Here is a 13,594-nt window from a genome sequence, read left to right as displayed (position 1 = left end):
TGGTTGCGGGTGTCGACGGCCCGGCCCGGTGCTGTCATGCTCGAGAGCACCGACCCTGTCCGGCCCGTCCCGAAGGACCTGACGCAGCCACCGTCGCCGGTCGCGCCACTCCCACGAGGACTCCATGCACCAGCACGTCGACCGCACGGTCGTCTCCGCCGACGGAACGGCCATCGCCGTCTCCGACGCGGGGACCGGCCCGACGCTCGTCGTCGTCGGCGGAGCCTTCGACCACCACGGCTCACCGTTCCTGACCGGGCTCACCGCCGGGCTGCGCGACCGCCACCGGGTCGTCACGTACGACCGACGCGGCCGCGGTGCGAGCGGTGACACCGAGCCGTGGACGATCGGGCGCGAAGTCGAGGACCTCGCCGCGGTCGTCGCGAGCATCGAGGGTCCCGTGACGGCGCTCGGCGTGTGCGTCGGCGCCGGGGTGGTGCTCCACGGCCTCGCCGGTGGGGTGCCGCTCGACGCCGCGGTGCTCTGGGAGCCGCCGTACCGCGCGAGCGTCGACCCCCACGTCGACGACGTCGTGTTCGCCGACGTGCTCGACGAACACGTCGCGGGTGGTCGACGCGCCCATGCCGTGCGGGCCTTCCTCGCGCACGTGCTCGGCGTCCCGATGGGGCAGATCACGGCGCTCCGGCTGAAGGGCGGGCTGTGGCGGTCCCTCGTGGTGGATGCGCACGTGCTGAGCCGTGACGTGCGCGTGCTCAACGGCCTCGCGATACCGGAGCGGGTCGCAGCGGCCGTCGGCGTCCCCGTCCTCGTCGCTGCCGGCGGCGACGGACTCGAGTGGATGCGCCGCGCGGCTCGGGCGCTCGTCGAGGCGGTCCCGGGCTCGGAGTACCTGGAGGTGCCCGGCCAGGGCCACGTCCCCGACCCGGAGGCGATCGGCCGCCTCCTCGCCCGGCTCGCCACCCGGACCGCGGCGCGGCGCTGACCACCGAGCGACTGCGAGAGGATGGTCGTCGTGAACGCACCCCGCCTCGGTCTCCTGCTCGACGTCGACGGCCCCATCGCGAGCCCGGTCTCCCGCACGATCGCGATCCCGAGGATCGTCGAGGACCTCGTGGCGCTCGCCGCGGAGGGCATCCCGGTGGTGTTCAACACGGGCCGGAGCGACGCCTTCATCCGGTCCGAGGTCGTCGGCCCGCTGCTCGCCGGAGGCCTCGCGGCGGGCGGCCGCGTGCACGCCGTGTGCGAGAAGGGCGCCGTGTGGTGCTCGATCGGCCCGCAGTACGAGGGCGGCATGGGCGAGCTGACCGTCGCCGAGGACCTCGCGCTGCCCCGCGACTACGCCGACGAGATGCGCGAGCTGGTGCGCGACGAGTACGCCGACCTGGTCTTCTTCGACGAGACGAAGCGCGCGATGGTGTCGATCGAGCAGCGCGTCGAGGTGCCGAACGCGACCTACCTCGCCCGTCAGCCGGAGTTCGACCGGAAGGCGATGGCCGCCCTCGAACGCCGCGGGCTCGGCGTCCGCCGGCTCGACGACGTCCGTCCCGACGCCGCCGGCGCGGTGCAGTGGCGGATCGACCCGACGATCATCTCCACGGACGTCGAGTCGGCCCGCAGCGGCAAGGACATGGGGGCCGAGCGCTCCCTCGAGCTCCTCGCCCAGGACGGCGAGCTGCCGCTGGCCTGGCGCACGATGGGCGACTCCCGGAGCGACTACGCGATGGCGGACTGGCTGCACGCGCAGGGGCACGACGTGGCGCACGTGGACGTCCGTCCCTCGGACGGCGTCCCGGTCACGCCGTACCCGGTGCTCACCGCACCCGACGGCGTGATCCACGACGAGGCCGGAGCGCGGTTCCTGGCGGACTGGCGCCGGACCGCCTGAGGCGAGCCGCGCCTCCCGTCCATCCACGCTGTTTGCGTGCCGGGCTGGTACACCAGTAACCTCTCGTGGTCCGCCGCCAGCCGATGACGGGAACCACCCCATGGCACCGAAGCTCCGCATCAAGTCCATCGAGGCCTCGCTGGCCGACTCGGAAGAGAAGGGGCGGTCGCTCAAGCGGTCGCTGGGGACCTTCGACATCGCGGCGATGGGGATCGCGGTCGCGGTCGGCGCGGGCATCTTCTCGGTCGGCGCGAACGCCGCGGCGAACTTCGCCGGGCCCGGCGTCATCGTCTCGTTCCTGCTCGCCGCCGTCACCTGCGGGCTGGCGATCATGTGCTACGCCGAGTTCGCGTCGACGATCCCGGTCGCCGGCTCCGCGTACACGTTCACCTACGCGACGATGGGCGAGTTGCTGGCCTGGATCGTCGGGTGGGACCTCATCCTCGAGACGCTCACCGCGAGCGCGGTCATCGCGAAGTACTGGGGGATCTACCTCAGCACCGCGTTCGACGTGTTCGGCGTGCAGCTGCCGTCCGAGATCGCGATCGGCCCGATCGGCTTCACCTGGGGGCCCGTGCTCATCGTCGGCATCTTCACGGTGCTGCTCGCGTTCGGCACCCGCCTGTCGTCCCGCGTCTCCGCCGTCATCACGATCATCAAGGTCGCGATCGTCGTGTTCGTCATCGTCGCCGGTGCGTTCTTCGTCAAGGCCGCGAACTTCAGCCCGTTCATCCCGCCGGCCCAGCCCGCCCGCGGCTCGGAGGGCAGCGTCTGGACCCAGTCCCTCGTGTCTTGGTTCACCGGCTCGGAGCCCGCGCAGTACGGCGTCTTCGGCCTGCTCGCCGCTGCGTCGCTGGTCTTCTTCGCGTTCATCGGCTTCGACGTCGTCGCGACCAGCGCCGAGGAGACCGAGAACCCGCAGAAGACCCTGCCCCGCGGCATCTTCATCGGCCTGGGCATCGTGACGCTGCTCTACGTCGGCGTGAGCGTCGTCATCACCGGCATGGTCTCGTACCAGCGCCTCGCGCAGGAGGACGCGCCGTCCCTCGCGTCGGCCTTCGACATCGTCGGGCTGCCCTGGGCGGCCGGGATCATCGCGATCGGCTCCCTGATCGGCCTGACGACGGTGGTCATGGTGCTGCTCCTCGGGCTGTCGCGCATCGTCTTCTCGATGAGCCGCGACGGGCTCCTGCCGCGTTGGTTCTCGAAGACGAACGCGAAGACGCAGACGCCCGTGCGCGTGCAGGTCGGTGCCGGCGTCGTGGTGGCCTTCCTCGCCGGGTTCACCGCGGTCGACAAGCTCGAGGGCATGATCAACATCGGCACGCTGTCGGCCTTCGTGCTGGTGTCGATCGGGATCGTGGTGCTGCGTCGCACTCGTCCGGACGCGCCGCGGGCCTTCCGGGTGCCGTTCTCGCCCGTGCTGCCGATCGTCTCGGCGGTGCTGTGCTTCTGGCTGATGCTGAACCTCGAGGTGGAGACCTGGCTCCGGTTCGTCATCTGGCTCGTGATCGGCTTCATCGTGTACTTCGGCTACAGCCGCCGGCACAGCCGCGTCGGCCAGGCGCTGCGGTAGCGCGCGGCGCGGCGCCGGCCCCGCCCCCGCCCCCGCCCCCGCCGGAACCAGGTTCCGGACACAGCACCGTGCATCTGCGCGGTGCTGTGTCCGTTCCGTGGTGTCCTGCGCGCGACCGACCGCCGCCCCGTCACACCCCGAGCACGAGCGCCACGCCGAACCCCAGCATCACCACGGCGACGACGCCGTCGAACACCCGCCAGGTGCCCGGCTTCGCGAACAACGGCCGGAGCAGCCGCCCGCCGAAGCCCAGCGCCCCGAACCAGATGCAGCTCGCGGCGACGGCCCCGGCGGTCCACCACCAGCGGTCGTCGACGCCCTGCTGGTTCGCGACGGACCCGAGGAACACCAGCGTGTCGAGGTACACGTGCGGGTTCGCCCACGTGAAGACGAGCATGGTCAGGACCGCGGCGCGCATCGTGACTGTGCGTGGCTCCGGTGCACTGCCGGGAGGCGCGGTGCGACCCCGCCCCGCCGCCGGGACGGACGACGTGGTGGCGTCCAGGGCGGTGGTCGCGTCCGTCCCGCCCGTCCCGCCGGTGGTCACGGAGGCAGGCGCGGGCGCGGGCGCGGACGCGGAGGTGGGCGCGGACGCGGAGGCGCGCCCGGTCGTCGCACCCGGCACGGGCACGGGGACGCCGTCGTCGGCGGCGCCGGACTCGACCTCGGAGCCGACCTCGGACTCGGACTCGGACTCGACCCGCATCGTGTCGCCCGTCGGCCGGAGTGCCCGCCGCGCCGCCAGCACGCCGTACGTGATGAGGAACGCGGCACCGACGAACCGGATCACGAGGAGCGCCACCGGGAACCGCTCGACCACGACCCCGACGCCGAGTACCCCGGCGAGGATGAGGACCGCGTCCGACACCGCGCACACCACGACCGCCGCTGCGACGACCCGCAGCCCGGCACTCACGGCGAGCCGGAGCAGGTAGGTGTTCTGGACGCCGATGGCGACGATCAGCGCGAGGCCGGTGCCGAGGCCGGCGAGCAGGGGGAGCAGAACGGTCACGGGTCGACCGTACGGGCGGCGCGACATGCAGTACAGCTCACGTTCCTGTTGCGCCGTAAGCTCAGCTGCATGCCCGGTCTGCAGCGTGAACACCTCGAGACCCTCCTCGCCGCGGTCGACCACGGCACGTTCGACGCCGCAGCCCGAGCGCTGTCGGTCACCCCGTCCGCCGTGTCGCAGCGGATCAAGTCGATGGAGCAGCAGGTCGGGCGGGTCCTGCTCCGACGGACGACCCCGGTCCGGCCGACGCCCGACGGCGAGGTCGTCCTCCGGCACGCCCGCCAGGCGCAGCTGCTCGACGAGGAGACGGCACGAGCGCTCGGCGGCGGTGACTCGGTGGTGCCGTCCATCCCCCTCGCGGTGAACGCCGACTCGCTGAGCACCTGGTTCCTCGACGCGTTGGCACTGGTCCGGGCGGACACCGAGGTGGTGTTCGACCTCCACCGCGAGGACCAGGACCGCACCGCCGAGCTCCTCCGTGCCGGCACCGTCATGGCGGCGGTCACCGCCGAGGCCGACCCGGTGCAGGGCTGCTCGTCCGTCCCGCTCGGCGTCGACCGGTACCGCGCGGTGGCCTCGCCGGCGTTCGTCCGGCGCTACCTGGCCGGCGTCGACACCGAACGTCGGATGCTCGGGATGCTCGACCGGGTGCCGCTGGTGGACTACGACCGCGACGACGACCTGCAGCAGGGCTACCTGCGCCGGGTGCTCGGACACGCTCCGGCGGGCCCGCGGCACTTCGTCCCGACGTCGGCGGACTTCGCGCGGGCGGTCTCGCTCGGCTTCGGGTGGGGGATGCTCCCCGAAGCGCAGTGCCTCGACGCCCTCGACCGCGGCGAGCTCGTCGAACTCACGCCGGGGCGCCGTGCGGACGTCGCACTCTGGTGGCAGCGCTGGAACCTGGCGTCGCCGCTGCTCGAGCGCGTGACCGAGGCGGTCCGGACGGTCGCGGGCGAACGGCTCCACCCGGCGGTCTGACGCTCAGGCGGCTGCCCGGTACCGCATCCCGTCGACCAGGAGTCCGACCAGGACCTGGCTCTGCTCGGCGGACGGTGCCCCGTGGCACAGGTTCGCGACCGCGTGCAGGAGCTGGGGCGCGTCCACGTCGGGACGGATCGTCCCCGCCGCTGCCGCAGCGTCGAGCAACCCCGCGAGCGCACCGCCGAGTCGTTCGGTGAAGTACGCGGGGAGCGCCTCGAACGCCGGGTCGCCGGAGTGCAGCGCGGCCGCGAGCCCGCGCTTCGTCGCGACGAACTCGGTGAATCGCTGCAGCCAGCGGGCGAGGGCCTCGTCCGGGGCCTCGGTGCCGGCGAGCTCGTCGGCAGCCGCGGCAGTGGCGTCGACGGCCCGCTGGAACACCGCGACGACGAGGTCGGAGCGCTGCGGGAAGTGCCGGTAGAGCGTGCCGACCCCGACCCCGGCCCGGTCCGCGATGACCTTCGCCGGGGCGTCGACGCCGTCGGTCGCGAAGACGGCCTTCGCTGCGTCGGTGAGTGCATCGGCGTTGCGTCGGGCGTCGGCGCGCACGGATCCTCCTCGTTCGGGTCTTGCGTAAACGGAAAGCTGTTCCGTATAGTTCCGGAAGGGCGTTCCGCTTCGTGCCACGATACGGCACCGACCACGGGAACGCCATCGACAGGAGGAACGCCATGCAGTACCGCACCCTCGGCCGGACCGGCATCCAGGTCAGCCCCTTCGCGCTCGGCGCCATGATGCTCGGCACCGACGGCCGCATCGGCAACGGCGACGAGCAGGACTCGATCCGCATCGTCCACCGCGCGCTCGACGCCGGCATCAACTTCATCGACACCGCCGACCGCTACTCGCAGGGCGGGTCGGAGGAACTCGTCGGCAAGGCGATCGCCGGCCGCCGGGACGACGTCGTGATCGCGACGAAGTTCAACGGCCCGATGGGGGACGACCCGAACCAGCGGGGCAACTCCCGACGGTGGATTATGCAGGCGGTCGAGGGCTCGCTCCGCCGGCTGGGGACGGACCACATCGACCTGTACCAGGCGCACCGTCCGGACGACACCGTCGACCTCGAGGAGACCCTCTCCGCGCTGACCGACCTCGTCCGCAGCGGCAAGGTCCGGGCGATCGGCAGCTCGGACTTCCCGGCGTCCATGCAGGTGGAGGCGCAGTGGACCTCCGAACGTCGGGGACTCGAGCGCTTCCGCACCGAGCAGCCGACGTACTCCATCCTGAACCGCGGCATCGAGCGCGAGGTCCTGCCGGTCGTCCAGCGGTACGGCATGGGCGCCCTCGTCTGGAGCCCGCTCGCCGGCGGCATGCTGACCGGGCGCTTCCGGAAGGGGCAGGAGACCGACCTCGCCCGCGCCACGATGTTCCGGCACAACCAGGACGAGCGGCGGATCGACGCCGTGGAGCAGGTCGTCGCCCTGTCCGAGGACACCGGGATCCCGATGACCCACCTCGCGATGGCCTTCGCGATCGCGCACCCCGGCGTCACCAGCGCCCTCATCGGCCCGCGGTCGATGGAGCAGCTCGACGACCTGCTCGCCGGCGCGGACGTGGCGCTCTCGGACGAGGTGCTCGACCGCATCGACGCGATCGTCCCGCCGGGCACGGACGTCGGACGCCTCGACCAGCAGTACAACCCGCCGGCCGTCCTCGACGCAGGACTCCGCCGACGCCCCACGGCGGAGCGCTCCGCCGAGTGAGGACGAGGGCCGGCCGGGGCTGCGGCCGGCCCCGCCGCCAGCCGGACCGCGCGGCCACCTGAGCCGGCGCGACGGGGGCGCCCCGCGCCTCCTGGACGTCCTGGGTCGACCCCCACCGGCACCCGCCTACCGTCCCGGCCATGTCCACACGAGCGAAGACCACCACGGCGCTGCTCGGCGCCGCCACCATCGCCTTCCTGCTCACCGCCTGCGACCCGGGCGGGGCGCAGAACATCGACCCCGTCGGCAAGGTACCCGGGTCCGAGGAGAAGTCCCAGTCGGCGCAGTGCGACATCGCCTCGAGCGCCACGGTCGACGCGATCGACAAGGCCGTCGGCAGCCACGACACCACCGAGTTCGCGAACATCCAGAAGGGCGACGGCGGCTGGTACCTCGGCGCGACGATCGTCCCCGCGGACAGCAACGACGCCAACGACGACGACGTGACGATCTGGGCGACGACGAAGGACCCCACCTCGGACGACTTCGACGGCCCGCTCTACGCGGTGAACCAGCCCGCGAAGGACTCGATCGCCGACGAGTCCACCTCGGCGTCGGCCGCGCCGAGTGCGTTCAGCGCGGACTCGAAGGCCGCCAAGCAGGTCGAGAGCTGCGTCATCGAGGCCTCGGACCGCTGATCGGCGACGGCACCGGCACCGGTCAGGTCTGGCAGCGCGGGCACCAGTAGGTGTCCCGCAGGGTCAGCTCGGACTCGCCGAGCTCCCCGTACTGGATCGGCGTCCCGCAGCGGAGGCAGGGCTTGCCCTTGCGGCCGTAGACCCAGAAGCGCCGACCGGGCCGGTCCACGCCGGTCGTGACGCGGGCGCTGCGGTCCCGGTTCGCCAGGATGAGCCGGCTCGCGAGGGCGATCATCCGCGCGGGGTCGTGCACCTGGCCCGCGGGCCGGGTGGGCAGGACGCCGCGGAGGAAGCAGAGCTCGTTCCGGTACACGTTCCCGAGCCCGGCGAGCACGCGCTGGTCGAGCAGCGCCAAGCCGATCGGGCGCTCGGGGTCGCGCACGAGGTTCGCGAGCGCGAGGTCGGCGTCCCAGTCGGGTCCGAGCAGGTCCGGGCCGAGGTACCCGACGATCTCAGGTTCCTGGTCGCGCGGGACGACCTCGAGGACGCCGAGCGTGAACCCCACCGTCGAGACGTCGGCGGCGTCGAGGACCACCCGCGCCTGGTGGGCCGGCCGCCGCCACCGGTCGCCCGGCGCGTAGACGTCCCAGCGCCCCTCCATCTTGAGGTGCGAGTGCACGGTCAGGTCGCCGATCCGGTGGAGGAGGTGCTTGCCGCGGGGCACGACCTCGTCGACGGTGCGCCCCACGAGGTCGAGGGTCGCGAAGGCCGGCACGCGGAAGTCGCTGCGGGTGAGGACCTTGCCGGCGAGTGCGGTGTGCAGTCGGCGGGCGGCCCGGAAGACGGTGTCGCCCTCAGGCACGGGTCGCCCCCGTCGCGTGGTGGCGGGGCGGACTGGAGGCGCGGCTCGGCCCGACGGGATCGGCGCGCCTCCGCGGGCGGGTGCCGTCGACGTCAGACACGGAGTCGCACTCCCTGCGGGGTCGCGGTGAACCCGGCTTCGCGGAGCGCCGCACCGAGCGGCGTCTCGAGCACGAACTCCCCGTCCACCCGCTCGACCGAGAGCTTCCGCAACCCGCCCCGGACGGTCGCGGCGATCGAGGCCGCGGCGACCGCCAGGTCGGCCGGGTCGTCGGTGAAGGTGAGCACCGACTTCCCGCCGCGTTCGACGTAGACCGCGAGCTTCCCGTCGACCGTCGTCACGAGTGCTCCGGCCTTCCGTCCGGGGCGGTGTCCACGGGCCCTGGTGCCGGAGCTGCCGGAGCTGCCCGAGCTGCCGGAGCTGCCGGTGCTGCCGGTGGTCGCGACGTCGGTGGTCCCGGCCCCGGCGGGCCCGGCGCCTCGTCCGTCGTCCGCGCCGTCGGCACCCGGCGCGTCGCTCGGCCACCCGAGGGACGCGCCGTACGGGTTCGCCGGGTCCGTCGCCGCGAGGGTCAGTGCCTCCCGCTTCCGGTCCGGGTCGGCGCGTTCGTCGTCGTCAAGGTCGCGGGCGTAGGTCCGGAGACGGTCGACCGTCGGCCCGGTCGCGAACTGCGCGGCGCCGAGCCCCTCGACGAAGTACCCGCGACGGGCCCGACCGGACTCCTCGAACCGGGAGAGCACGCGGTACACGCCCGCGAACCCGCCGCGGACGCCCTCGACCTGCACGGCCCCGCGGGTCACGACGCCGTACCGTTCGAGCAGTTGCTCGGCGGTGGCGGCGGCCCGGACGGTGGAGTCCGACTCCGCCAGGGGGAGCAGCGACCAGCGGCCGCCGACCGACGGCGGCCCGGACTGCGTGGGCATCGTCGGCCGACGACGGCCCCGGTACGCCCGAGCCCGCGGCGCCGAGGAGCTCTTCGCCTTCCCGCCGAGCATCGCCCGGAGCGGTGCGAACGTGTCGTTCGTGATCTGGCCGGCCCAGACGAGGTCCCAGAGCGCGGTGCTCAGGGCCTGGTCGTCCGTGCTGCCCACCGCCTGCCCGAGCTGACGGAAGAAGTACGCGCCACCGCCGGCGAGGGCGCCGAGGACGTCCCGCTGCAGCTCGGTCGTCTCGTCGCCGGAGGGCTCGGCGAGGGTGGTGGCAGCGCTCTCCGCGAGGTGCAGCCGGACCCACCCGTCGTTGCCGGGGAGCGTGCCGCCACCGGACCAGAGGACCTCGCCCGTGGCGGTGAGCTCGTCGAGCATGCTGGGCGAGTAGTCCGTCACACGGGCGGGGAGCACGAGGGTCTCCCACGAGCTGGCCGGCAGCGCGACGCCCGCGAGCTGGTCGATCACCTGGAGGACGCCGTCGACCCCGCGGAGGCCGCCGCGGGTCCCGGGCGTGTGCACGTGCTGCCAGGCGGGCAGGAACCGCGCGAGGGTGTCCGGGGACACCGGCTCGACCTCGTGCCGGAGCGCCGCGAGCGACTTCGTGCGGATGCGGCGGAGCACCTCGGCGTCGCACCACTCCGCGCCCTGGCGGTCGGGGCGGAACTCGCCCTCGACCACGCGGCGGTCCGCCACGAGCCGGCGGAGCGTGTCGTGCACGACGGCGATGCCCAGGCCCAGGCGAGCAGCGGCGTCCTGCGCCGAGAACGGGCCGTGTGACCGGGCGTACCGGCCGACGAGGTCGCCGAGGGGATCCGCCACGGGCTCGACGAACGCCGTGGGGACGCCGATCGGCAGCGGCACGCCGAGGGCGTCACGCAGGCGGGACGCGTCCTCGATCACCGCCCACCGTGTCGTCCCCGCGTGCGAGAACGACAGGACGCGGCGATCACGTTCGAGACCGGCGAGTGCCGCGCGGACCGTCTCGCTCGATGCGTCCCGGTCGTCGGCATCGGCGAGCCAGCTGCGGTCGACGAGCTCGGACAGGTCGAGGGCGCCGACGAGTCGCAGGACGTCGACGATCCCCTCGGTGTCGCGCGCCCGGCGGTCCGGCGAGAGTCGCTGCAGGTCGCGCTCGACCGAGGTGATGACCGCGGGGTCGAGGAGTTCCCGGAGTTCCGCGCGGCCGAGGAGCTCGCCGAGCAGGGTCGAGTCGAGCGACAGCGCCGCTGCCCGGCGTTCGGCGAGCGGGGAGTCCCCTTCGTACATGAACGCCGCGACGTACCCGAACAGCAGCGACCGGGCGAACGGTGACGGCTGCTCGGTCTCGGTCTCGACGAGCCGGATGCGTCGGCCGGCGATGTCGTCGGCGATCCCGAGCAGTGCGGGCACGTCGTAGACGTCCTGCAGCACCTCACGCACGGTCTCGAGCACGATCGGGAACGATGGGTACTTCTGTGCGACCTCGAGCAGCTGGGAGGCACGCTGACGCTGCTGCCAGAGCGGCGACCGCTGCCCGGGGTTCCGGCGGGGCAGCAGGAGCGCTCGCGCCGCGCACTCGCGGAACCGCGCAGCGAAGAGCGCCGATGCCCCGACCTCGTCCGTGACGAGGGCTTCGAGGTCGTCGCGCTCGAACACGAACAGGTCGGCGCCGGGTGGTTCGGCGTCGGTCTCGGGGATCCGCACCACGATGCCGTCGTCGGCCGCCATCGCGTCGCCGTCGATGCCGTGCCGTTCGCGCAACCGGGCACCGACCGCCAGGGCCCACGGGGCGTGCACCTGCATGCCGTACGGGGAGTGCAGGATGAGCCGCCAGTCGCCGAGCTCGTCGCGGAACCGCTCGACCACGAGCGTGGTGTCGTTCGGCACGTGTCCGGTCGCCGCGCGTTGGTCGCGGAGGAACGTCAGCAGGTTCGTCACGGCGCGCTCGTCCAGGCCGCCCTTCGACACGCGGGCGCGGGCGTCCTCGTCGGAGGCGCCTTCGACCTCGCGCACGAAGGCCCCGGTGGCACGGCCGAGTTCCGCGGGTCGGCCGATGCCGTCGCCCTTCCAGAACGGCACCCGCCCGGGCTGCCCGAAGGCCGGGCTGACCAGGACGCGGTCGTGGGTGATCTCCTCGATCCGCCAGCTCGTCGCGCCGAGGGCGAAGACGTCGCCGACGCGGGACTCGTAGACCATCTCCTCGTCGAGCTCGCCGACGCGGGAGGCCTTCTCGCCGACCATGAACACGCCGAACATCCCGCGGTCCGGGATCGTGCCGCCGCTCGTCACCGCGAGGCGCTGTGCGCCGGGGCGACCGGTGAGCGTGCCGTGCACGCGGTCCCACACCAGACGGGGCCGGAGCTCGGCGAACTCGTCGCTCGGGTAGCGCCCGGTCACGAGGTCGAGCGTCGCTTCGAACGCCGAGCGCGGCAGCCCGCTGAACGGAGCGCTGCGCCGGACGAGCTCGAACCAGTGCTCGACGTCCACGGTGTCGATCGCCCCCGCGGCGACGGTGTGCTGTGCGAGGACGTCGAGCGGGTTCGCCGGCACCGAGATCGACTCGATCTGCCCCGACACCATCCGTTCGACCGTCACCGCGCTGTTGACGAGGTCGGCACGGTGCTTCGGGAACAGGACACCGCGGGAGATCTCGCCGACCTGGTGCCCGGCACGGCCGACGCGCTGCAGCCCGCTCGCCACCGAGGGCGGTGCCTCGACCTGGACGACGAGGTCGACCTCGCCCATGTCGATGCCGAGCTCGAGCGAGCTCGTCGCGACGACGCACCGCAGTCGCCCGGACTTCAGGTCGTCCTCGATGATGGCGCGTTGGTCCTTCGACACGGACCCGTGGTGGGCACGGGCCAGCACGGGCACGGCTGCTTCGGAGCCGCCGCCGGCGGTCTGGCCGGAGGCGCCGATCATCTGTGCCGGCGGCCGCGAGTGCGCCGAGAGTCGTGCCGGCGACTGGGCGCGGGGTCCCGCCGCGGGCAGGCCGTCGTCCGCCGGGGACGCTCCCGCCGGCACGAGCACGCCGTCGCCCGCCGCCGCGAGCGCGCGCTCCTCGTGGATCTCGTTGAGCCGGGCGGTCAGGCGTTCGGCCAGTCGTCGGGAGTTGGCGAAGACGATGGTCGAGCGGTGTTCCTCGATGAGGTCGACCACGCGTTCCTCGACGTGGGGCCAGATCGACCCGTTCGTCGGTGACTCGGTCGCGTCGGCGCCGACCGGCGGGGCGCCGAGCTCGGCCATGTCGTCGACCGGCACGACCACCTTCAGGTCGAAGGTCTTCTGCGCCGGCGGAGCGATGATCGTCACGGGTGCCCGGCCACCGAGGAAGCGTGCCACTTCTTCCGGCGGCCGCACCGTCGCGGAGAGTCCGATCCGCTGCACGGGCTTGTCGAGCAGGTCGTCGAGCCGTTCGAGCGACACGGCCAGGTGCGCACCGCGCTTGGTTGAGGCGACGGCGTGGACCTCGTCGACGATGACCGTGTCGACGTTCACGAGGGTCTCCCGCGCCTGCGACGTCAGCATGAGGTACAGGGATTCCGGCGTCGTGATGAGGATGTCCGGCGGCTGCCGCAGGAGCCGCTGTCGGTCGGAGGACGGGGTGTCACCGCTCCGCACCCCGACGGTGACGTCCGGCGGCTCGAGCCCGAGCCGTCGGGCGGTCTGGGTGATCCCCACCAATGGGCTGCGCAGGTTCCGTTCGACGTCGACGCCGAGGGCCTTCAGCGGGGACACGTAGAGCACGCGCGTGCGCTGCTTCGCGGGCGGCCGGTCGGACGCGCTGATGAGCCGGTCGATCGACCACAGGAACGAGGCGAGGGTCTTGCCGGATCCGGTCGGCGCGATGACGAGCGCGTGCTGGCCGGTCGAGACGGCGTCCCACGCACCCGCCTGTGCCGCGGTCGGTGCGGCGAACGCGCCGCGGAACCACTCCGCGGTCGCGGGGGAGAAGCGCTCGAAGACGTCCGTCATGGTCCGTCCCATCCTGCCCGGCACCACCGACAGCGGACCGAGGGAACGTACGCCTTGACAAGCCGATACGTACCGATCTATCGTTAACCCATCGCGATACGACGAAGACCATCGAGTCAGACCGATCGCGAGCCGACTCAGCACAACCGAAAG

At 72.9% G+C, this 13,594-nt stretch carries 10 protein-coding genes; 6 read left to right on the top strand and 4 right to left on the bottom strand.

Going from position 1 to position 13,594, the window contains the following annotated elements:
* The first annotated feature begins 124 nt into the window (after positions 1–124).
* The 3 genes from FS825_RS05960 to FS825_RS05950 all read left to right on the top strand — a co-directional run bounded on the left by FS825_RS05960 (position 125) and on the right by FS825_RS05950 (position 3,422).
* A complete protein-coding gene (locus FS825_RS05960) occupies positions 125–943 on the top strand; it encodes an alpha/beta fold hydrolase (RefSeq protein ID WP_144711549.1) in 819 nt (272 codons plus the stop codon).
* Between the two features lie 21 nt (positions 944–964).
* The gene (locus tag FS825_RS05955; protein ID WP_144711548.1) at positions 965–1,846 is read left to right on the top strand and encodes a hypothetical protein; all 882 of its coding nucleotides are present in this window, start codon (positions 965–967) and stop codon (positions 1,844–1,846) included.
* A gap of 100 nt (positions 1,847–1,946) precedes the next feature.
* The gene (locus tag FS825_RS05950; protein WP_144711547.1) at positions 1,947–3,422 is read left to right on the top strand and encodes an APC family permease; all 1,476 of its coding nucleotides are present in this window, start codon (positions 1,947–1,949) and stop codon (positions 3,420–3,422) included.
* 130 nt (positions 3,423–3,552) lie between these two features.
* On the opposite strand, the gene FS825_RS05945 is transcribed toward FS825_RS05950, so the two are convergent.
* Positions 3,553–4,434, bottom strand: a complete 882-nt coding sequence (locus tag FS825_RS05945) for a LysE/ArgO family amino acid transporter (protein WP_144711546.1) — start codon at positions 4,432–4,434, stop codon at positions 3,553–3,555.
* A 69-nt stretch (positions 4,435–4,503) separates the two neighbouring features.
* Between FS825_RS05945 and FS825_RS05940 the strand changes: the two genes are divergently transcribed.
* Positions 4,504–5,412 carry a LysR family transcriptional regulator ArgP gene (locus tag FS825_RS05940; protein ID WP_144711545.1) on the top strand — a complete coding sequence of 303 codons (909 nt, stop codon included), beginning with the start codon at positions 4,504–4,506 and terminating at the stop codon, positions 5,410–5,412.
* Positions 5,413–5,415: 3 nt separating this feature from the next.
* Here the strand turns inward: FS825_RS05940 and FS825_RS05935 are convergent, their stop codons facing one another.
* Positions 5,416–5,961 carry a TetR/AcrR family transcriptional regulator gene (locus FS825_RS05935; RefSeq protein ID WP_144711544.1) on the bottom strand — a complete coding sequence of 182 codons (546 nt, stop codon included), beginning with the start codon at positions 5,959–5,961 and terminating at the stop codon, positions 5,416–5,418.
* Positions 5,962–6,083: 122 nt separating this feature from the next.
* Between FS825_RS05935 and FS825_RS05930 the strand changes: the two genes are divergently transcribed.
* Both FS825_RS05930 and FS825_RS05925 read left to right on the top strand, forming a co-directional pair.
* Positions 6,084–7,118 (top strand): aldo/keto reductase, encoded by a 1,035-nt coding sequence (locus tag FS825_RS05930; protein WP_144711543.1) that lies wholly within the window; start codon positions 6,084–6,086, stop codon positions 7,116–7,118.
* Between the two features lie 140 nt (positions 7,119–7,258).
* A complete protein-coding gene (locus tag FS825_RS05925; protein WP_144711542.1) occupies positions 7,259–7,756 on the top strand; it encodes a hypothetical protein in 498 nt (165 codons plus the stop codon).
* Between the two features lie 22 nt (positions 7,757–7,778).
* Here FS825_RS05925 and FS825_RS05920 read toward each other — a convergent pair whose 3' ends face one another.
* Together FS825_RS05920 and FS825_RS05915 are read right to left on the bottom strand one after the other, a co-directional pair.
* Entirely contained in the window at positions 7,779–8,558 is a 780-nt protein-coding gene (locus FS825_RS05920; protein ID WP_144711541.1) for an Fpg/Nei family DNA glycosylase, read from the bottom strand.
* Positions 8,559–8,650: 92 nt separating this feature from the next.
* Positions 8,651–13,441, bottom strand: a complete 4,791-nt coding sequence (locus FS825_RS05915) for an ATP-dependent helicase (protein ID WP_144711540.1) — start codon at positions 13,439–13,441, stop codon at positions 8,651–8,653.
* Between the last annotated feature and the right edge of the window lie 153 nt (positions 13,442–13,594).

The organism is Curtobacterium pusillum, assembly GCF_007680845.1.
In the GTDB taxonomy this organism is placed as follows: Bacteria; Actinomycetota; Actinomycetes; order Actinomycetales; family Microbacteriaceae; genus Curtobacterium; species Curtobacterium pusillum_B.
This window is presented reverse-complemented; position numbering and strand designations above follow the sequence as displayed.

Bases quoted from the DNA above. Each gene is read 5' to 3' on its own strand.
- FS825_RS05960 (WP_144711549.1), top strand. From the start codon at position 125: ATGCACCAGCACGTCGACCGCACGGTCGTCTCCGCCGACGGAACGGCC.
- FS825_RS05955 (WP_144711548.1), top strand. From the start codon at position 965: ATGGTCGTCGTGAACGCACCCCGCCTCGGTCTCCTGCTCGACGTCGAC.
- FS825_RS05950 (WP_144711547.1), top strand. From the start codon at position 1,947: ATGGCACCGAAGCTCCGCATCAAGTCCATCGAGGCCTCGCTGGCCGAC.
- FS825_RS05940 (WP_144711545.1), top strand. From the start codon at position 4,504: ATGCCCGGTCTGCAGCGTGAACACCTCGAGACCCTCCTCGCCGCGGTC.
- FS825_RS05930 (WP_144711543.1), top strand. From the start codon at position 6,084: ATGCAGTACCGCACCCTCGGCCGGACCGGCATCCAGGTCAGCCCCTTC.
- FS825_RS05925 (WP_144711542.1), top strand. From the start codon at position 7,259: ATGTCCACACGAGCGAAGACCACCACGGCGCTGCTCGGCGCCGCCACC.
- FS825_RS05915 (WP_144711540.1), bottom strand. From the start codon at position 13,441: ATGACGGACGTCTTCGAGCGCTTCTCCCCCGCGACCGCGGAGTGGTTC.